Source organism: Photobacterium alginatilyticum, assembly GCF_009910675.1.
GTDB classification, from domain to species: domain Bacteria; phylum Pseudomonadota; class Gammaproteobacteria; order Enterobacterales; family Vibrionaceae; genus Photobacterium; species Photobacterium alginatilyticum.
Window position 1 is genome coordinate 26843 of sequence record NZ_RSEJ01000036.1, and the last position, 18298, is coordinate 45140.

Consider the following 18298-nt stretch of genomic DNA (forward strand, 5'->3'; position numbering starts at 1 on the left):
TGCTTATCTTTAGTGACATAGGAAATCCCATCATGAGTAAACCCATTGTATTGAGTGGCGTCCAGCCTTCTGGCGAATTGAGTATTGGTAACTATTTGGGGGCGTTGCGTCAGTGGGAACAGATGCAGGATGATTATGACTGCCAGTACTGTGTCGTCGACCTTCACGCTATCACTGTCCGTCAGGATCCGAAGGCGCTTCACGAAGCCACGTTGGATGCATTGGCTATCTGCCTGGCGGTTGGTGTCGATCCTAAGAAGAGCACGCTGTTTGTTCAGTCGCATGTGCCGGAGCATGCCCAGCTAGGCTGGTTGCTTAACTGTTATACTCAGATGGGTGAACTGAGCCGAATGACCCAGTTCAAGGACAAATCACAGCGCCATGCCAATGACGTCAATGTCGGCTTGTTTGGCTACCCGGTACTGATGGCTGCCGATATTCTGCTGTACGGGGCGCACCAGGTACCAGTGGGCAGCGATCAGAAGCAGCACCTTGAGCTGGCCCGCGATATCGCCACTCGCTTCAATAACATTTACGGTGATGGCGAGGCTATTTTCCAGGTGCCTGAACCTTATATTCCGGCAATTGGCGCACGTGTTATGAGCCTGCAGGATGCGACCAAGAAAATGTCCAAGTCTGATGACAACCGCAAGAATGTGATCACCTTGCTGGAAGAGCCTAAGTCGATCATCAAGAAGATCAACAAGGCACAGACAGATACCGAAACCCCGCCGCGCATCGCTCACGGCGTCGACAAGGCTGGTATCACCAACCTGATGGGCTTGTACTCGGCTGCAACCGGCAAGTCGTTCGAAGAGATTGAAGCCCAGTATCAAGGGGTGGAGATGTACGGCCCGTTCAAGAAAGATGTTGGTGAAGCGATTGTCGCCATGCTTGAGCCTGTACAGGCGGAATACAAGCGTATCCGTGAAGACCGTGCCTACATGGACTCCGTGATGAAAGCCGGTGCCGACAAGGCCTCTGAACGTGCTGCCGTTACCCTGAAGAAGGCTTACGAAGCGGTAGGTTTTGTCACCCGTCCGTAAGAGAGACTAGGTGGTAGTATTTATCAAAACCGGCCCGATGGCCGGTTTTTGTTTCATGTTTTTCTGAAATCATGGCTTGCCTTTCTTTTCCCCTATAGCAAAATAGACCGCCAACTCATCCTGGGAGCTGATGTATCAATGCTGCTGATTATCGACAATTATGACTCTTTCACCTACAACCTGTACCAATACTTCTGCGAGCTGGGCGCAGAGGTGAAAGTTGTGCGTAATGATGAAATTGATATCGCTGGCATTGAGGCCCTGTCGCCTTCCCACCTGGTGATCTCGCCGGGCCCCTGTACGCCTGATGATGCGGGTATTTCGCTGCAGGCCATCGAATATTTTGCCGGTAAGCTGCCGATCCTGGGGGTTTGTCTGGGTCACCAGTCGATTGCACAGGTCTTCGGTGCAAAAGTGGTGCGTGCCCGTCAGGTGATGCACGGTAAGACATCGCCAGTTGTCCATACCAATTGCAGCGTATTCGAAACCCTGAATAATCCGCTGACTGTTATCCGTTACCATTCGCTGGTGGTAAAGGCCGATACATTACCGGATTGTTTTGAAGTGACGGCCTGGACTGAGCGCGAGGGTGAGTTCGACGAAATCATGGGAATCGCCCACAAGACGCTGCCGATCGAAGGGGTGCAATTCCATCCTGAGAGTATTTTGACCGAACAGGGTCACCAGCTTCTGGCTAACTTTCTGCGCCGCTAACAGAACAAAAAGTACAGCAACAGGATTTTCTGCTGAATGAGCCTCTGACGCAGTCAATAATCTACTCACCAGGTTGCGGAATTTTCTTTGCCTTTCGATTGGAAAGGTCCGTAAATCTGTCTTATTTCCGCGATCCTCATCACTTTTTTTAACATTTTGTTGGCGTTTTTCAGGAAAATCCTCTGGCAAGCTTATGCACTAGAGGTGAAGCCCACAGCCTTTATTTCCTCAGCGGAAATACACTTTTTTCCATTGTGTTGTTAATAAATTTCCCTCAAACCCGCATAAATATGTATTCAACAGAGCGTTAGCCAACCCAGATAAAGGATAAAAAAAATATTCTGCTATTGGAATTGGTTAATAAAATGTAAATACTATGCTTAAGACGCAATACACAGAAGGAAAGGATGATGGCAATGGAGCACAAAGTAGGACGTCAGCTGTTTGACGAGGTGATGGTACCTTGTTATTCCCCGATGCAGATCGTACCGGTTAAAGGCCAGGGTGCGCGTGTGTGGGACCAGGACGACCGGGAGTATATTGATTTTGCCGGCGGTATCGCAGTGAGCTGTCTGGGCCATTGTCACCCTGTTATGGTCAATGCACTCAAGGAGCAGGCCGACAAGCTATGGCATTTAAGTAATGTCATGACCAACGAGCCGGCGCTGCGTCTGGCGAAAAAGCTGACCGAGCACAGTTTTGCCGAAAAGGTGTTCTTTGCCAACTCCGGTGCCGAGGCTAACGAGGCAGCGCTGAAGCTGGCCCGTCGTTATGCGGCCGATAAGTTTGGCCCGGAAAAATCTGAAATTATCTCATTCCAGCAGGGTTTCCATGGCCGTACCTTCTTCACCGTAACCGTCGGTGGCCAGGCTGCCTATTCTGACGGCTTCGGCCCGAAACCCGGTGACGTAACCCACTTGGTATACAACGACCTGTCGACACTGGCCGAGCATATGTCAGAGCGTACCTGTGCTGTGATGATGGAGCCGCTGCAGGGGGAAGGCGGGATCATTTCGCCGACTCAGGAATTTATCCAGGGTGTACGTGAACTCTGCGACAAGCACAATGCCCTGCTGATCTTTGACGAGGTCCAGACGGGTAATGGCCGTACCGGTGACTTCTATGCCTACCAGGGGCTGGGTGTCACGCCGGATATCCTCAGCACCGCGAAATCACTGGGCGGTGGTTTCCCGATTGGTGCCATGCTGACAACCTCTGAGCTGGCTGTTCACCTGAAGGTCGGTACACACGGCTCGACTTACGGTGGCAACCCGCTGGCCTGTGCCGTTGCCGAAGCAGTCGTGGACGAAGTGACCAAACCTGAGGTACTGGATGGCGTTAAACAGCGCGAGCAGTGGTTCCGCGAAGGACTGGCGCAAATCAATGCTAAGTACCCAATCTTTGATGAAGTGCGCGGCAAAGGCTTGCTACTTGGTGCAGCCCTGAATGAAGAATGGCAGGGGCGCGCCCGCGACATTTTGCTGGCGGCCGGTGAAGAAGGCCTGATGGTACTGGTCGCCGGTGCTAACGTAGTGCGCTTTACCCCGTCACTGGTGATCGACAAGGCTGATATCGATGAAGGCATGGCCCGCCTTGAGCGCGCGATTGCCAAGTTGTATCAATAAAAAGTTACACCAATAAAAAAAGCGACATCAATAAATTTGTTTATACATGCAGTGGCTGGCAGGAGCCTGGCCACTGCAGTTGCCTGCCTCTGAATAAGAAATGGCAATATCCACGACTAGAAAACAATGAGCTAGCGGCGCTTGCCGCTACCTGCATCAGGAGGGAGTTCGATGCTGGTTATACGTCCTATTACTGAAGCCGACTTACCGGCGCTAATGCAATGCGCCGAAGAGTCCGGTCATGGTTTTACTTCACTACCGGTGAATGAAGAAATCCTGCGCAACAGGATTGAACACTCGGTGGAGAGCTTTGCCAAAGCCGTCACCAAGCCGGGGCCGGAAGGTTACCTGATGGTGGCAGAAGACACCAAGACGGGAGAAATTGCCGGTACGACAGCAATAGAAGCCGCTATCGGCCTGGACAATCCCTTTTATACCTACCACCTGAGTACCGTGGTTCACTCATCTCGCCGTCTTAATGTTCACAATGTGGTGAAAGTGCTGACATTTGGTAATGACTACACCGGTGTGAGCGAGCTATGCACCCTGTTCTTGCGTCCGGAATGGCGTCAGGGGCTTAACGGACGCCTGCTGTCGAAGTGCCGTTTTATGATGATGGCCGAGCACCCGGAGCGATTCGACACCACGGTGATCGCCGAAATGCGCGGCGTTTCCGATGAGGAAGGGCATTCGCCGTTCTGGGAATGGTTGAAAGAGCACTTCTTCTCGATTGATTTTACGTTGGCAGACTACCTGACCGGGATTGGTAAAAAAGGCTTTATTGCCGACCTGATGCCGAAGCTGCCGATTTACGTCAACCTGCTTAGCCCGGAAGCCCAGGCGGTGATTGGCGAGGTACATGAAAAAACACGCCCGGCACTGCGTTTGCTCGAAAAAGAAGGGTTTAGCTGCCGCGGCTATGTCGACATTTTTGATGCCGGCCCGACTGTCGAGTGTGATACCCGCAATATCGAGTCGGTACGTCACTCTCAGCGTTGCACCGTGGTGATTGGCGAGTCTGCGACAGGCAAAGACTGCATTATCAGTAACAGCTCATTTGAGAATTTCCGGGCGGTTGTCGGTAAGGTCGTCCTTGATGAAGAGAAGGCGATCGCGCAGATGGACGCGGAAATGGCAGAAGCACTGCAGGTGAAAAATGGTGATCAGGTTCGCCTGATTGCGCAATAAAAAGGACGGGAGAACATCATGACACAATGGATAGCAGGAAACTGGCAGGAAGGTAATGGCGAAGCGATGCAGTCACTGAATCCGTTCAGCGGTGAGGTGATCTGGCAGGGAAAAGGCGCGACTGCCGAGCAGGTCGAGCTAGCTGTTGCCGGTGCCCGTCAGGCTCTCCTGAGCTGGCGTAAAACAGCCTTTAGTGAACGTCAGGCCATCGTTGAGCGTTTTGCCGAGCTGGTCAAAGAAAACAGCGAACATATTGCCTGCACCATTGCCGAGGAAACCGGTAAGCCGTTGTGGGAGACCCGAACGGAAGCCGGGGCGATGGTCGGCAAGATAGCCATCTCGCTACGCGCCTATGATGAGCGTACCGGCCACAAACAGAAACAAGTGGCCGGAAGCCAGGCAATCCTGCGTCACCGTCCGCTGGGTGTCATGGCAGTCTTCGGTCCTTATAACTTCCCGGGCCACTTGCCTAACGGCCACATTGTACCAGCGCTGCTGGCCGGTAATACCGTTGTATTCAAACCGTCAGAACTGACGCCGAAAATTGCCGAAGAGACCATGAAGCTGTGGCAGCAGGCCGGCTTGCCAGGCGGGGTGATTAATCTGGTTCAGGGGGCCCGTGCCACGGGTGAGGCTCTGGCGGGCTCTTCCGGTATCGATGGCTTGCTGTTTACCGGCAGCGCCAACACCGGTCATATCCTCCACCGTCAGTTTGCCGGTCAGCCGGGCAAGATGCTGGCGCTTGAGATGGGCGGCAATAACCCGATGGTTATCTCCGAGGGCTATGGCGAGCTGGAAGCGACTGTCTACACTATTATTCAGTCAGCCTTTATCAGTGCCGGACAGCGCTGTACCTGTGCCCGTCGGTTGTATCTGCCGCAGGGCGAGAAGGGGGATGCGCTGCTGGCGCGTCTGATCGAGGCCACATCGCAGCTTCTTATCGACGGCCCGTTTGCCGAGCCGCAGCCATTTATGGGGCCGCAGATCTCTGAGGCGGCCGCTGACGGTATCATCCGTGCACAGGCCAACCTGGTGAGTCTGGGAGGCGAAGTCCTGCTCGAAGCCAAGCGTGGCCAGGGAGCGATAGTGACGCCGGCGATCATCGAGGTGAGCAAGGTGGCCGAGCTACCGGATGAAGAGTACTTTGGTCCGTTGCTACAGGTCGTTCGTTATCGGGACTTGGAGCAGGCGGTAACGCTGGCCAATGATACCCGCTACGGTTTGTCGGCAGGGCTTGTTTCTACCAGTGATGAAGAGTGGCAATACTTTATTGATCACATTCGTGCCGGGATTGTAAACCGTAACCGGCAGCTAACCGGGGCCAGTGGTGATGCACCGTTTGGCGGACCGGGCGCCTCCGGTAATCTACGACCGAGTGCATATTACGCTGCGGATTACTGTGCGTATCCGATGGCATCGATGGAAGGTGAACAGACCGAGTTACCGGCTCAGCTATCACCGGGTATCAAGCTGTAAGCGCGAGAGAGCGGCATTAATCGACAAGGGGATAGCATCATCATGGAAAGGGTTGAACAACTGTTTAATGCGCTGTGGCAAGATTATACCCAGCGTCTATGTCCGTCGGCAGGTCAGGTTCATGATCTGCTGGAGGAAGGCGAGCCCCTGCTCAATGATCATATTGCGCTGCGGACGTTTAACCTTCCGCAGGTCGGGCTTGACCGCCTGGCTGCGCCGTTTATTGCCATCGGCTATAAACCGTGCGGCAGGTACCACTTCGAGGCCAAGAAGCTCTATGCCGAGCACTTTGAGCACCCGAATCCGTTGGCTCCTAAGGTTTTTATCAGCGAATTGATGGTGGGGCAGTTCTCGTCATTGCTGCAGGAGACGGTACGCGATCTGGTTAACCAGGTACCGGAAGAAGCCATGCATGATCCGGCGTTTCTTTACGGCGGGCGGTTATGGGATCTGGACTATGCGACCTATGAGCTGTTGTCGGCAGAAAGTGAATATGCCGGTTGGTTGGCGGCGCATGGCTTTGGTGCCAACCATTTTACCGTCAGCATTAATCAGCTGGAGCAGTTCACCGAAATTCAGGAAGTGAATCACCTGCTACGTCACAACGGTTTTGTGATCAATGAGTCAGGCGGGGAAGTCAAGGGTAGCCCGGAGGTGATGCTGGAGCAGTCTTCAACAATGGCCGATCGGGTTCCTGTCAACTTTTCCGATGGCGTTCGCGAGGTGCCGGGTGGCTTCTATGAGTTTGCCAAGCGCTATCCAACCGCTGATGGTGAACTGTACCGGGGATTTGTCGAGGCCTCGGCCGACAAGATCTTCGAAAGTACTAATCAGTAGTTACAGTAATTAAGCTAAGCACTAAATCCACGGCTGCCATGGGTGGCCGTGGATTTTATGTTTTTAGCCCATGTGGCTAGTGCTGGCTGTCCAGCGGAGGGAGCCATGGACTGTCATTGCCCTGATGGCGGCTGGTGGAGTCAAATGTTGTCTGCTGTTCCAGATAGTGACGCTGGCCGCTAAAGCCCGTCAGCTCGACGGTCGCCGGCAGCGTTTGGATCACGGCAGGTGGAGTGTTGCCTGCATTCGGTGCAAAGCGTTCAATATCCATATAATTGCGTTCCGTATTATCCGAACGGTATCTGACGCCACTTCCGTTATTGGGGCCAGACTGCGAAGTGTATACAATATACATATGCACAATGTAGCATTGATGGTGGGGATCGCAAGAGGAACAATCGTGAGCGTTGTAGCAAATTATGTCTGAAGCTATTACATTGATGCCCAGCAGGTATACGTCGGACACAAAAAAAGCCGCATGATGCGGCTTTTTATCGTTTTGCTTTCCGGGTACCGGGTTTAGCGAGTACCGTAAACTACAATCGTTTTACCGTGTGCCGAAATGAGGTTCTGCTCTTCCAGCATCTTCAGGATACGACCGACAGTTTCACGTGAACAGCCGACAATCTGGCCGATTTCCTGACGCGTGATCTTGATCTGCATACCGTCAGGGTGAGTCATCGCATCAGGCTGCTTCGCAAGGTTCAGCAGTGTCTGGGCGATACGGCCTGTAACATCCAAGAATGCAAGATCACCTACTTTCTGGCTGGTCACCTGTAGGCGGCTTGCCATCTGAGCAGATAGGCGCATCAGAATATCTGGGTTTACCTGAATTAGCTGACGGAATTTCTTGAAAGAAATCTCAGCGACTTCACAAGGTGTCTTCGCACGAACCCAAGCTGTACGTTCCTGACCTTCTTCGAACAGGCCTAGTTCACCGATGAAGTCACCCTGGTTTAGGTAAGACAGGATCATTTCCTTGCCTTCTTCATCCTTGATCAATACGGCAACAGAACCTTTGACGATGTAGTAGAGCGTTTCTGCTTTCTCGCCCGCATGAATCAAAGTGCTCTTTGATGGGTACTTATGAATGTGGCAATGGGAAAGAAACCACTCTAGAGTTGGATCTGTTTGAGGTTTACCTGGAACCATATTACTAACTTCCTCTGCGTTTGTTGCCCAACAACGATATCCTTATTACTTGAAGCTGGGCCTAACAATAGAATTGTTCGCCGTCTAGGATATGCAGTCAACCGCTGGGCTGCAAGCTCACGTGAATAATTAGTTCAGAGTTTATCTTTTTTCGGCGCGTATTTCTTGATATTGATCTATCTGAAAAGGGCATTTTGTAGTCATAAGTGTGCACATGATCACACCGTTGTGAGTTAGTGCCAAATACCCCTGTTTTAAGTAAGGAGAAAGCAATGCAATCACGCGTGAAATGGGTCGAAGAGATGACCTTTCTGGGCCAGTCAAATTCTGGTCACAGCGTCGTAATGGACGGTAATGGGGGCGAAAAAGCACCAAGTCCGATGGAAATGGTACTCATGGCTGCGGGAGGGTGTAGTTCGGTCGATGTGGTCGATGGATTAAAGTCTGCCGGCCAGAAAATCACGGCCTGTGAAGCCCAGATTTCTTCCGAGCGCCGTGAGCAGGCTCCGCGTATTTTTACTTCGGCAAACTTGCATTTTGTGGTTACGGGTCATGATTTGGACGAGGCTCTGGTCGAGAAAGTTGTTGCCGACTCGCTACAGAAGTATTGCTCGGTGTGCCTGATGCTGGGTGAGGGCGTGGAGATGACGCACTCCTACGAAGTCGTGAAGGCATAAGCGTAGCGTTAGAAGAGACGAGTATCGAGTAAGAGCGGAAAGTACACTTCTCGCACCTCGTTACTCGACTCTTGCTATTGGCCTTTGTTATTACCCGATTTTACCCGTTTCGATTAATTGCTGGATCAGCGGTCGCATGATCAGTTCCATGGCAAAGCTCATTTTTCCGCCTGGTACCACCAGGGTATTGTGGCGCGACATAAACGATCCCTGGATCATTGACAGTAGATACGGGAAATCGACATTTTTGATCCCGCGAAAACGGATCACCACGAAGCTTTCATCCAGGCTGGGAATCGCCTTGGCACTGAGCGGGTTGGAGGTATCAACCGTTGGTACCCGCTGAAAGTTAATATGGGTACGGGAAAACTGCGGGGTAATGTAGTTGAGGTAGTCGTCCATTGAGCGAACGATCGACTCCATGACAGCTTCGCGGGAGTGTCCGCGATCCCGCGTATCCCGGACGATCTTCTGGATCCATTCAAGGTTCACAATCGGCACCATGCCGATGAGCAGATCGACATGCTGGGCGACATTGATCTCGCCGTCGACGACCCCGCCGTGCAGTCCCTCGTAGAACAGGACATCGGTATTTTCCGGCAGATCCTGCCACGGGGTGAAAGAGCCCGGCATTTGGTTGTAGGGAACGGCCTCGTCAAAGGTGTGCAGGTAGCGTCGGAACTGGCCACTGCCGTCATCGCCGTATTGACGGAAAAAGGTTTCTAGCTGGGCGAAGTCATTGGCCTGGGGACCAAAGTAGCTGATATGGCGCCCCTGTTCTTTGGCCTTGCGAATTTCGACATCCATTTCCGGACGAGTAAAGCGGTGAAAGCTGTCCCCTTCTAGCCAGGCGGCGTTAATGCTCATCATATTGAACATTTTACGAAAAGCTTCAGAGGTGGTGGAGGTGCCAGCACCCGAAGACCCTGTTACTGCAATAATTGGATGTTTTGCAGACATGACAAACCCTGTCGTTAACATTAACGGAAAGAGTTATTAACAGGCTGGAGAGGGAAGGTCAAGTATAACTCGGGCTGCAAGGTGAAAAATGATACCGCGGCCCGGTATGGTTAACGGTTGTTGGTAAGGGTCAGGAGTGCAGATCTCGGCGCAGTTTGATATCGACCGATTCGTGCAGCTCGGAAAAGACAATTACGGCATCACCTGAGGCTAGCTGCTGGCGAACATGTTGCACTTTTTGCTCCATGGTCAGTTCACTTTCACCATAGTCGGTACCTTCGCGCAGAACGAAGTGCTCGATGAGGTTTGTCAGGGTCTCCGGATCGATCTCTTGCCAGGGAATAATCATAGCGGTGTTATCAGCATGTAAGACGGATAGCTGATTATATTGTTAATTTCATAAATTGTAGAGCGCTAATATGGCCCCGCAACAGAGCTCTTTAACAGATCTCAGTAACAGAGCCAGAGTACTCCGCTTTTTCTCGTAACTCTTACTTAGCCTTTGATTACTTTCTCAAACCATTCGGGAACGGTTTTTTCCAGCCAGAAGTCCGGATTGCGCAGCGAACCGCTGACAAAACCGACGTGGCCACCGTATGGACTGAGATGGTAGTCGATATTCTCGGGCAGGGACTGGGTCGGAATAACGGCCGAGGTCATGAAAGGGTCATCGGCGGCATGGATGATCCGCAGTGGTGTCTCTATGTTCTGAAGCTTGTTGATACCGCTACAGCGGCGGTAGTAATCGGCTGCATCTTCGAATCCGTGCAGTGGTGCGGTGACCTGTTCGTCAAATTGCCATAGCGAGCGGATTTCTTCCACTTCGCTGGCTGCGATCGGCATCTTATCCGGCAGAGCTGCAATTTTACGGCTGAGGTTTTTTTTCATCGAGCCCAGCAGGTATTGCTGGTAGACCCGGGAAAAGCCCTGCTGGATCCGCTCCGAGCAGGAAGCCAGGTTCAGGGGCGGGGAGATGACCTGTGCTGCCGCAAGCTCTGACTGATGACTGGTTTCTGCCAGATAGTTCACCAGCATATTGCCGCCAAGCGATACACCGACGGCAAATAGCGGGGTGTCGGGAAACTGCTGGCGTAACCACTTGATAAAGAATGCTGCATCTGTTGTTTCACCGGAGTGGTAGCCGCGGGCCTGGCGATTGATCTCGCCGCTGCAGCCGCGAAAATGCATCATAACCCCGAGCCACCCCTGCTGGCTGGCGGCATACAGCAGTCCGTTGGCATAGGGGCTGTGAAAACTGCCTTCCAGGCCATGGAATAAAATCATGATGGGTTTACTGGCCGGGTGCTGTGCTGCCGGGCCTGTCCAGGCCAGGTCGAGAAAGTCGCCGTCAGGGGTTTCTATCCGCTGCTCTACCGGAGTAAATAGCGGCTTGCGGCGAATAAAGCGTGGCAGCAGTGTCTGTAAGTGGGCATTGCGTAACCCGTTAGCGGGTTCAAAGGGCATCATCGGCAACTCCTCTTCCCGGTTACAGGGGAAAGTCATTCATGGGATCTTTTTTTAACAGCTCTGCCAATATAAGCAAGCCCTGTTCCAGTTTGCTATGGGTGAAGGGGGCGCTGATTGCAAGCCTGACAGCAGGCGGAATTGTCCCGCCCGGCGGGGTAAACATCTCGGCTGACTTTATGATCACGCCCTGTTGCTCGGCAGCCGAGACAAAGTCACTGAGCCTCCAGTAGTCAGGCAGTGTCAGCCAGACATGAAAACTGTCCCGGGTATGCTGAATGGCAAAATCCCCCAGGTGCTGCTCCACCAACTGCTGGCGCTGGTTGATATCGTGGTGGATATCCTGCAGCACCCGGTCGGCATCCCCTTTGTGGATGAGTTCGCAGGCCAGCCCGGTGAGCAGGGGGCTGATCATCAGGCTGTGGTTGTGTAGTGCGGTGTTGAGCCGCTGTTGCAGGTTGAGCGGCACCTGGATATATCCCAAACGTAGCCCCGGAGCGAGGCATTTTGACAGCCCGCCGATATGGATGACCTGTTCCGGATCAAGGTTAACCATCGGGGCCGGGCGCTGCTGCGGCAGCAGACCGTTGACATCGTCTTCAACCAGCAACAGCTGGTACTGGCGGCAGATCGCGAGGATGTCACGGCGGCGTTGTTCGCTCATGGTGGCGGTTGTCGGGTTTTGCAGCGTCGGTGTGCAATAGATCATTCTTGGTTGGTGCTGGCGGCAGGCCGCTTCGAGACTGGCAGGAATGATCCCCTCGTGATCAAGGGCAACAGGCTTGACGTTGACTTGCTGCTGCCTGGCGAGGCTCAGAAAACCGGGATAGGTGACCTGTTCGACCAGCACGGTGTCTCCCTGGCGGCAAAATGCAGACAGGATCAGCTGGGCGGCATGCTGCCCCCCCGAGGTGAAGTGCATACGCTCGGGGTCGATATTCAGGCCTTTGGTTTGCAGCCAGCGGGCAACGACGCTGCGATGGGCGCCCAGCCCCTGCGGATCGTGATATAGCATCATCTGGTTGAGTTGCTCGGGATGGCGGGACAAGTTTTCCATGGCTTGCTTGAGCATCCCGGCACGGTCAATACACGGGGGAATATTGTGGCCGAGGTTGCAGGCCTCTTCTTCCTGGGCGGAGTAGTTGTAGACCCAGCTCGGTGCATCCTGCTGGCAGACAAACGTACCGGCTCCCACCTTTGCCTCTACCAGCTCTCGCCGTTCTGCCTCGGCATAGGCCCGGGTGACAGTGCCTACGGTAACCTTCAGCTGATCGGCGAGGGCGCGATGGGTTGGCAGCTTGTGCCCGGCAGGCAGTTCGCCTGAAGTGATTTGCTGCTCGATGGCATCGGCGATCTGGCGATAGAGGGGCTCGGCCTTGTGATCGTCCGTCGAGGCTGTGAGTGCAATATTCATGATTGTCATGGTGACAATAAACCTTTTGATCTCAATTAATCTCACTGTTAGGGTTCATTTTGAGTGTTAAATCGTGTCAAAGCAATATTAACTTGAAATTGTATCGGTACAATTTTAATCAAGGAGGAGTTCTACCGTGTGGGAGTGGCAATTTATTATTTCTCTGTCTGCGTTTGCAGCCACGATGACCGGGACGCCGGGACCGAACAATTTAATGGTCACGGCATCGGGCGCTAATTTTGGCTATTGGCGGACTCTGCCCCATATGATGGGGATAGGGCTGGGGCTGGTATCGATGATAGTCCTGGTGGCGGCAGGACTCGGGGTGGTATTTACCCGCTTTCCGCTATTACATGAGCTGCTTCGCTGGTGCGGCAGTGTTTATCTGCTGTATTTGGCCTGGAAGATTGCCACGGCCAGTTCCGCTCCCCGGGTCGAACAGCAAAACAGTCAGCCGATGACGTTCTGGGCGGCGGCGATGTTCCAGTACGTCAATCCGAAAGCCTGGATGATGTCCGTGACGGCGATCAGTACCTTCACGGTAGCCGGGGAGCTCTACTGGCAATCAGCGACACTTGTTGCCGGGGTATTTTTCCTGATCTGCTTCCCGAGTGTCTCTGTCTGGGCTGGCTTTGGGTCTGTGATTGGACGCTGGCTGCACAGCAGCAGAGCACGTCGGGTATTCAACGGCGTAATGGGCGCGCTGACGGCAGGTTGTGTGGTAATGATTTGGTAGAAGGCGATGTTGGTACTACTTGGCCTGAAGGTGAGACAGCTGCGAGGAGGCACCAAGTTGCTGGCAGTAACGGGCCAGATTGTTGCTTGTTACTGTCCCTGCAGCAGGGGTCGGTACAGGCAGTAAAAGGTTAAGCTGCTTGAGCAGTGCATGCTGCTGGTTTTTCTCCAATTCAAGCTCGAAACTGAGCAATTGCTGGTAGCCTGCTTGGTCCAGCTGGGGTTTTAGCTGCTGGCGCATGGTGCGGTATTGTTGCAGTTGCTTGTCGCTGACGACAAGGCTGGCTGTCAGGGCATGGATTTGCTGATCGGCCAGCTCAATATGCAGGGTATCCAGCCAATGCAGCAGCAGGGCAAGGTTCACATTGCCCTGATAGGTATTCTGCAGTGTCAGGCAGGCTTGTTTGATGCCAGCCCGAGCATAATAGCTCAGGCTGAACTGCCAAAAATCCTCTGCCGAGAGTGCAGCGGGGCGGGGCATTATTAGCTGTTGCCCTGGAACTGGGCTTCCATTGCTTCCAGCTCTTCCTGCAGCTCCATCCATTCCATCTCAATCTCTTCCAGTGATGACTTGGCATCCCCCTGACGCTTGAGCTGTTCGTTCAGGCGAACTTTGTTCTCGGCATCGTAAATTGCCGGATCGGACAGCTCGGTTTCGGCCTGTGACACTTCAGCGGCAAGTTTCTCCATTTGCTTGTCCAGCTTATCGATATTTTTGCGCAATGGTGCCGTTTGTTTGCGGAACTCGGCTTCCAGGCGTTTTTGCTCCTTGCGGGAGGCTGCACTGTTGTCTTTGGTGGTTTCTGGCTTGGCTGCCTGTTGTTCCCGACGTTCGTTGCGCTGCTGTTCGGTAAGCCACTTATGGTAGTCATTCAGATCACCGTCGAACGGCATTACCTGGCGGTCATGGACCAGATATAGATCATCGGTGGTGGCACGCAGCAGGTAGCGGTCGTGGCTGACGATGACCATGGCCCCTTCGTAAGACTGCAGGGCCAGTGTCAGTGCCTGACGCATGTCCAAATCCAGGTGGTTGGTCGGTTCATCGAGCAGCAACAGGTTCGGGCGCTGCCATACAATAAGTGCCAGTACCAGGCGGGCTTTTTCGCCGCCCGAGAACGGGCCGACTTTATCGAGGGCTTTGTCACCGACAAAACCGAAGCTGCCGAGATAGTCCCGAAGCTGCTGTTCGGTGGCCTGCGGGGCAATACGCGCCAGATGCTGAACCGGCGTGTCATCAAGCCGCAGGGTCTCAAGCTGGTGCTGGGCAAAGTAGCCGATCTTGACGCCTTGCGAATAGGTCAAGTCGCCAGCCTGGGCCGGTAGTTCGCCAGACAGTAGCTTGATTAGGGTCGACTTACCGGCACCGTTCCGCCCTAGCAGGCCGATGCGGCTGCCCGGAACAAGGTTGAGGCGAATTTTTTCCAGGATCAGGTTGTCACCGTAACCGGCTGCGACCTCATCCATCATCATGATCGGGTTGGGCAGGGCAGATGGCTCGCGAAACTCGAAGCTGAACGGGTTATCAAACTGGGCCGGCAGCACCTTCTCCATTCGCTCCAGTGCCTTGATACGGCTCTGTGCCTGACGGGCTTTGCTGGCCTTGTAGCGGAAGCGGTCGATATACGACTGCATGTGCGACATTTGTTTCTGCTGCTTCTGGTACATGGCCTGCTGCAACACCAGTTTTTCTGCACGCTGGTTTTCAAACGACGAATAGTTACCGGTGTAGCTGTTCAGGGTCTGGTTTTCGATATGGATGATGCGGCCGACGACCGGATCAAGAAAGTCACGGTCGTGGGAGATCAGTACCAGGGTGCCACGATAGTTCTGGAGCCATTTTTCCAGCCACATTACGGCATCCAGATCCAGGTGGTTGGTCGGTTCATCGAGCAGCAGCAGATCGGAGCGGCAAAGCAGGGCCTGGGCAAGGTTCAGGCGCATCCGCCAGCCACCGGAGAACTGGGTCAGGTTCCATTGCATCTGCTCCTGGGAAAACCCCAGGCCATCAAGCAACTCGGCGGCTCGGGCATTGATACTGTAGCCGCCGATGGTATCAAGCTTGCCGTGTAACTCGGCGACTTTGTTGCCGTCGTTGGCTTGCTCAGCCGCGGCTAAGTCTTGCTCTAGCTGGCGGTATTCGCGGTCGCCGTCGATCACATACTCAATCGCACTACGCTCCAGTGCCGGGGTCTCCTGGGCGACCCAGGCCAGCTCCCAGTTGGCAGGAAACTGGCAGGTGCCTGCATCTACACTTAATTCACCTTTCAGTAAGGCAAATAAGGTAGATTTACCACAGCCGTTTTTGCCTACCAGACCGACCTTGTCGCCGGGATGGATGGTGGCAGTGGCGTTCTCGAGAAGGGCTTTACCGCCTCGTAGTAGCTGAATGTCCGAAAAGGTAATCATCGACAGTGTCGGGGTAGCCCCGCTCCGCAAAATAAAGTGCACGAAATGAGCGGCAGTCTATACCAAACGGCCTCTGACTGCTAACTCGATGATAATCGTCGGGCTATATTGAGAAAGATGCGGTTATGAATTGAGATTCAGGTGATCCGCTGCCGGTACAATTATGTATGATGTGTATAGAAATCATGATAGACGTTGCGCCTGAGGGAATAATCCGCAGGTTATTGTAAGGGACACTATGACCAAACAAGGACGGCCAAAGATTTTGGTAGTTTATGCCCACCCGGATCCGCAGGAGTCGGTGGCTAACAATGAGATGCTCAAGGGAATAGAGGATCTCGAGCATGTGACGATACATGATCTGTATGCCGCTTACCCCGATTTTTTCATCGATATAAACCATGAACGGGCGCTGATCCGCCGTCATGACATTATTGTTTTCCAGCATCCCCTCTATATGTACTCCTGCCCGGCTTTGCTCAAGGAGTGGATGGACGTGATATTGAGCAAGGGGTTTGCGCACGGCGATGGCATCGAGACCAAAGGCAAATACTGGCGCTCGGTGATCACTACCGGCGGTGCGGCGGAGGCCTATACCCCGGACGGTTATAACCGCTGTAGTATTGCGGAGATCCTAAAGCCTTTTGAGCTGTCAGCCGATTTATGTCAGATGACCTGGCTTGAGCCGCTGGTATTGCACTGGGCAAGGCGGATCCCGGTGCAGGAGCTTGAGCAACACGTCCAGAATTATCGTCATTGGCTCAGCGATCCGCTGGCTGATGGCAAGGAGGCTGACTATGGCCAGTGATGTACTTTCTGTCAGTGTCGTCTTTCTGGCGGCTGCCGTTGTGGCCGTCCCGATTGCCCAGCGCTTGGGGCTAGGGTCCGTGCTGGGTTATTTGCTGGCCGGTATCGCCATCGGTCCGTGGGGGCTGAGGCTGATCTCCGATGTCGATGCCATTTTGCATTTTTCCGAATTCGGGGTGGTCTTGCTGCTGTTTCTGATCGGCCTCGAACTGAACCCCAAGAAACTGTGGCAGATGCGCAAGCCGATCCTCGGGCTGGGAGGCAGCCAGGTTGTGGTGACCAGCATAGTGATTGCCGCCATTGTAATGGCCTGCCGGCCGTTTCTTCCCGAGATCAGCTGGCGTGATGCTGCAGTGGTCGGGATGGGGTTGGCGCTTTCTTCCACGGCCATTGCGCTACGGGTGATTGAGGAGCAGAACCTCGACGGCAGCGAAACCGGGCAGTCGGGGTTTGCGGTATTGCTGTTCCAGGATATTGCGGTGATCCCGATGCTGGCTGTGTTGCCGGTATTGGCTGGCGGCGGCGGGGGAAGCTGGCTCGATTTCGCCTGGATGATCGGTGGCATACTGGCGTTGCTGGTGGGCGGACACTTTCTTCTGCGCCCGCTGTTCCGCTGGGTGGTCTTGAGCGGGGTCCGGGAACTGTTTAATGTTGCCGCGCTGCTGCTGGTTATCGGTATCGCGCTTGGCATGCAGTCGCTGGGGCTGTCGATGGCGCTGGGCACCTTCTTGGCCGGGGTGCTGCTGGCCGAGAGCGAGTATCGCCATGAGCTGGAAATTGCTATTGAGCCGTTCAAGGGGTTGTTGCTCGGACTGTTCTTTATCTCGGTCGGTATGGCCGTCAATCTCGGATTGCTGCTGGAGTACCCGTTACACATTCTGCTGGCCGTTATCGCCCTGATCTGCGTCAAGGGACTGCTGCTCTATGGACTGGCACGGGTGTTTGGGATCCGGGCCAAGTCTCGTAGCCAGATGGCCGCTATTCTTAGCCAGGGCGGCGAGTTTGCCTTCGTTCTGTTTACGGCGGCATTGGGTGAAGGGTTGCTCGGCAAAGAGTTGTCGGCATTCCTGCTGGTGGTGGTGAGTATTTCGATGATGACCACCCCATTGATTTTGTTGCTTCAGGACAAGTGGTTTATTAGGACATTCAAGGCCGAAGAAGAGGCAATGGAGAGTGATGTTATTGACCGTGAGCCACGGGTGATCATCACCGGTTTCGGGCGCTTCGGCCAGGTAGTCGGGCGGTTGCTGTTTGCCAACAAGATCCGGGTAACGGTGCTTGAGCGGGATCCGAGCCAGATCCAGTTCCTGCGCAAGTTTGGCTACAAGGTGTATTACGGTGATGCCACTCAGCTTGACTTGTTGCGGGCGGCAGGGGCCGACAAGGCCGAGGCGATAATCATCTGTACCGACGAGCCCGATGAAGTGATGGAGGTCGTTACTCTGTGTCAGCAGTATTTCCCCAACCTCAAAGTGCTGGCACGGGCAAGAAGCCGGGTTGAGGCCCATCAGCTACTTAGCCATGGGGTTGAGTGTTTTTCCCGTGAAACTTTTGCCGGCGCCCTTGATTTAGGTCGTCAGGCCCTCATATCTCTGGGTATGCACCCGTACAAAGCCAAGCGGGCCGAGGCACATTTCCGTAAACTGGATACAACAGCGCTACGGGATTTGTTGCCGCAGCATTCCGAGGATGTGCATCTGGCATCGCGGGCCAAAGAGGCCCGGAAAGAGCTGGAAGAGATTTTTGATCGGGAAATGCGCGGTGAACGTGAGCGGCACAATGGTTGGGACTAGT

The 18298-nt window shown here is 53.9% G+C and carries 18 protein-coding genes; 10 read left to right on the plus strand and 8 right to left on the minus strand.

The genetic code is table 11. The features are described from left to right. Positions 1-32: 32 nt before the first annotated feature. The 6 genes from trpS to EIZ48_RS24900 all read left to right on the plus strand — a co-directional run bounded on the left by trpS (position 33) and on the right by EIZ48_RS24900 (position 6886). Positions 33-1046 (plus strand): tryptophan--tRNA ligase, encoded by a 1014-nt coding sequence (trpS, locus tag EIZ48_RS24875; protein ID WP_160657687.1) that lies wholly within the window; start codon positions 33-35, stop codon positions 1044-1046. A 138-nt stretch (positions 1047-1184) separates the two neighbouring features. After that, positions 1185-1760, plus strand: coding sequence for an aminodeoxychorismate/anthranilate synthase component II (locus tag EIZ48_RS24880; protein WP_160657690.1), 576 nt, complete (start codon positions 1185-1187; stop codon positions 1758-1760). Positions 1761-2170: 410 nt separating this feature from the next. Then, positions 2171-3385: an aspartate aminotransferase family protein gene (locus EIZ48_RS24885; RefSeq protein ID WP_160657693.1), complete on the plus strand. Its 1215-nt coding sequence runs from the start codon at positions 2171-2173 to the stop codon at positions 3383-3385. A gap of 171 nt (positions 3386-3556) precedes the next feature. Beyond that, positions 3557-4573, plus strand: a complete 1017-nt coding sequence (gene astA, locus EIZ48_RS24890; protein ID WP_075762948.1) for an arginine N-succinyltransferase — start codon at positions 3557-3559, stop codon at positions 4571-4573. Positions 4574-4591: 18 nt separating this feature from the next. Then, positions 4592-6049 carry a succinylglutamate-semialdehyde dehydrogenase gene (astD, locus tag EIZ48_RS24895; protein WP_160657695.1) on the plus strand — a complete coding sequence of 486 codons (1458 nt, stop codon included), beginning with the start codon at positions 4592-4594 and terminating at the stop codon, positions 6047-6049. A 42-nt stretch (positions 6050-6091) separates the two neighbouring features. Beyond that, entirely contained in the window at positions 6092-6886 is a 795-nt protein-coding gene (locus tag EIZ48_RS24900; protein ID WP_160657698.1) for a DUF1338 domain-containing protein, read from the plus strand. A gap of 76 nt (positions 6887-6962) precedes the next feature. Here EIZ48_RS24900 and EIZ48_RS24905 read toward each other — a convergent pair whose 3' ends face one another. Then, complete coding sequence (locus tag EIZ48_RS24905; RefSeq protein ID WP_240153092.1) at positions 6963-7241, minus strand: hypothetical protein; 279 nt, start codon at positions 7239-7241, stop codon at positions 6963-6965. A gap of 164 nt (positions 7242-7405) precedes the next feature. Further along, positions 7406-8038, minus strand: a complete 633-nt coding sequence (crp, locus tag EIZ48_RS24910) for a cAMP-activated global transcriptional regulator CRP (protein ID WP_036801200.1) — start codon at positions 8036-8038, stop codon at positions 7406-7408. Positions 8039-8310: 272 nt separating this feature from the next. Here crp and EIZ48_RS24915 point away from each other — a divergent pair, with 272 nt between their 5' ends. Further along, positions 8311-8715 carry an OsmC family protein gene (locus EIZ48_RS24915; protein WP_160657701.1) on the plus strand — a complete coding sequence of 135 codons (405 nt, stop codon included), beginning with the start codon at positions 8311-8313 and terminating at the stop codon, positions 8713-8715. 90 nt (positions 8716-8805) lie between these two features. Here EIZ48_RS24915 and EIZ48_RS24920 read toward each other — a convergent pair whose 3' ends face one another. The 4 genes from EIZ48_RS24920 to EIZ48_RS24935 form a co-directional block, all read right to left on the minus strand. Beyond that, positions 8806-9675, minus strand: coding sequence for a phosphoribulokinase (locus EIZ48_RS24920; protein WP_160657704.1), 870 nt, complete (start codon positions 9673-9675; stop codon positions 8806-8808). A gap of 130 nt (positions 9676-9805) precedes the next feature. Further along, complete coding sequence (locus tag EIZ48_RS24925; protein WP_160657706.1) at positions 9806-10024, minus strand: YheU family protein; 219 nt, start codon at positions 10022-10024, stop codon at positions 9806-9808. Between the two features lie 146 nt (positions 10025-10170). Continuing rightward, the gene (locus tag EIZ48_RS24930; protein ID WP_160657709.1) at positions 10171-11142 is read right to left on the minus strand and encodes a hydrolase; all 972 of its coding nucleotides are present in this window, start codon (positions 11140-11142) and stop codon (positions 10171-10173) included. 19 nt (positions 11143-11161) lie between these two features. Next, on the minus strand, positions 11162-12562 hold the full coding sequence (locus EIZ48_RS24935) for an aminotransferase-like domain-containing protein (RefSeq protein WP_160657711.1): 1401 nt from the start codon (positions 12560-12562) through the stop codon (positions 11162-11164). A gap of 127 nt (positions 12563-12689) precedes the next feature. Here EIZ48_RS24935 and EIZ48_RS24940 point away from each other — a divergent pair, with 127 nt between their 5' ends. Beyond that, complete coding sequence (locus EIZ48_RS24940; RefSeq protein WP_338046947.1) at positions 12690-13289, plus strand: LysE family translocator; 600 nt, start codon at positions 12690-12692, stop codon at positions 13287-13289. Positions 13290-13304: 15 nt separating this feature from the next. On the opposite strand, the gene EIZ48_RS24945 is transcribed toward EIZ48_RS24940, so the two are convergent. Together EIZ48_RS24945 and EIZ48_RS24950 are read right to left on the minus strand one after the other, a co-directional pair. Next, entirely contained in the window at positions 13305-13769 is a 465-nt protein-coding gene (locus tag EIZ48_RS24945) for a TIGR02444 family protein (protein WP_160657713.1), read from the minus strand. Positions 13770-13771: 2 nt separating this feature from the next. Further along, positions 13772-15697: an ABC transporter ATP-binding protein gene (locus EIZ48_RS24950; protein WP_160657715.1), complete on the minus strand. Its 1926-nt coding sequence runs from the start codon at positions 15695-15697 to the stop codon at positions 13772-13774. Positions 15698-15935: 238 nt separating this feature from the next. Here EIZ48_RS24950 and kefG point away from each other — a divergent pair, with 238 nt between their 5' ends. Both kefG and kefB read left to right on the plus strand, forming a co-directional pair. Further along, on the plus strand, positions 15936-16505 hold the full coding sequence (gene kefG / locus EIZ48_RS24955; RefSeq protein WP_160657716.1) for a glutathione-regulated potassium-efflux system ancillary protein KefG: 570 nt from the start codon (positions 15936-15938) through the stop codon (positions 16503-16505). Further along, a complete protein-coding gene (gene kefB, locus EIZ48_RS24960) occupies positions 16495-18297 on the plus strand; it encodes a glutathione-regulated potassium-efflux system protein KefB (protein ID WP_160657718.1) in 1803 nt (600 codons plus the stop codon). Before kefG ends, kefB begins: the two co-directional genes overlap by 11 nt. Position 18298: the final 1 nt, after the last annotated feature.

Excerpts from the sequence above, each read along its gene's own strand:
- trpS (WP_160657687.1), top strand. The coding sequence starts at position 33 with ATGAGTAAACCCATTGTATTGAGTGGCGTCCAGCCTTCTGGCGAATTG.
- EIZ48_RS24880 (WP_160657690.1), top strand. The coding sequence starts at position 1,185 with ATGCTGCTGATTATCGACAATTATGACTCTTTCACCTACAACCTGTAC.
- EIZ48_RS24885 (WP_160657693.1), top strand. The coding sequence starts at position 2,171 with ATGGCAATGGAGCACAAAGTAGGACGTCAGCTGTTTGACGAGGTGATG.
- astA (WP_075762948.1), top strand. The coding sequence starts at position 3,557 with ATGCTGGTTATACGTCCTATTACTGAAGCCGACTTACCGGCGCTAATG.
- astD (WP_160657695.1), top strand. The coding sequence starts at position 4,592 with ATGACACAATGGATAGCAGGAAACTGGCAGGAAGGTAATGGCGAAGCG.
- EIZ48_RS24900 (WP_160657698.1), top strand. The coding sequence starts at position 6,092 with ATGGAAAGGGTTGAACAACTGTTTAATGCGCTGTGGCAAGATTATACC.
- EIZ48_RS24905 (WP_240153092.1), bottom strand. The coding sequence starts at position 7,241 with ATGTATATTGTATACACTTCGCAGTCTGGCCCCAATAACGGAAGTGGC.
- crp (WP_036801200.1), bottom strand. The coding sequence starts at position 8,038 with ATGGTTCCAGGTAAACCTCAAACAGATCCAACTCTAGAGTGGTTTCTT.
- EIZ48_RS24915 (WP_160657701.1), top strand. The coding sequence starts at position 8,311 with ATGCAATCACGCGTGAAATGGGTCGAAGAGATGACCTTTCTGGGCCAG.
- EIZ48_RS24920 (WP_160657704.1), bottom strand. The coding sequence starts at position 9,675 with ATGTCTGCAAAACATCCAATTATTGCAGTAACAGGGTCTTCGGGTGCT.
- EIZ48_RS24925 (WP_160657706.1), bottom strand. The coding sequence starts at position 10,024 with ATGATTATTCCCTGGCAAGAGATCGATCCGGAGACCCTGACAAACCTC.
- EIZ48_RS24930 (WP_160657709.1), bottom strand. The coding sequence starts at position 11,142 with ATGATGCCCTTTGAACCCGCTAACGGGTTACGCAATGCCCACTTACAG.
- EIZ48_RS24935 (WP_160657711.1), bottom strand. The coding sequence starts at position 12,562 with ATGACAATCATGAATATTGCACTCACAGCCTCGACGGACGATCACAAG.
- EIZ48_RS24945 (WP_160657713.1), bottom strand. The coding sequence starts at position 13,769 with ATGCCCCGCCCCGCTGCACTCTCGGCAGAGGATTTTTGGCAGTTCAGC.
- EIZ48_RS24950 (WP_160657715.1), bottom strand. The coding sequence starts at position 15,697 with ATGATTACCTTTTCGGACATTCAGCTACTACGAGGCGGTAAAGCCCTT.
- kefG (WP_160657716.1), top strand. The coding sequence starts at position 15,936 with ATGACCAAACAAGGACGGCCAAAGATTTTGGTAGTTTATGCCCACCCG.
- kefB (WP_160657718.1), top strand. The coding sequence starts at position 16,495 with ATGGCCAGTGATGTACTTTCTGTCAGTGTCGTCTTTCTGGCGGCTGCC.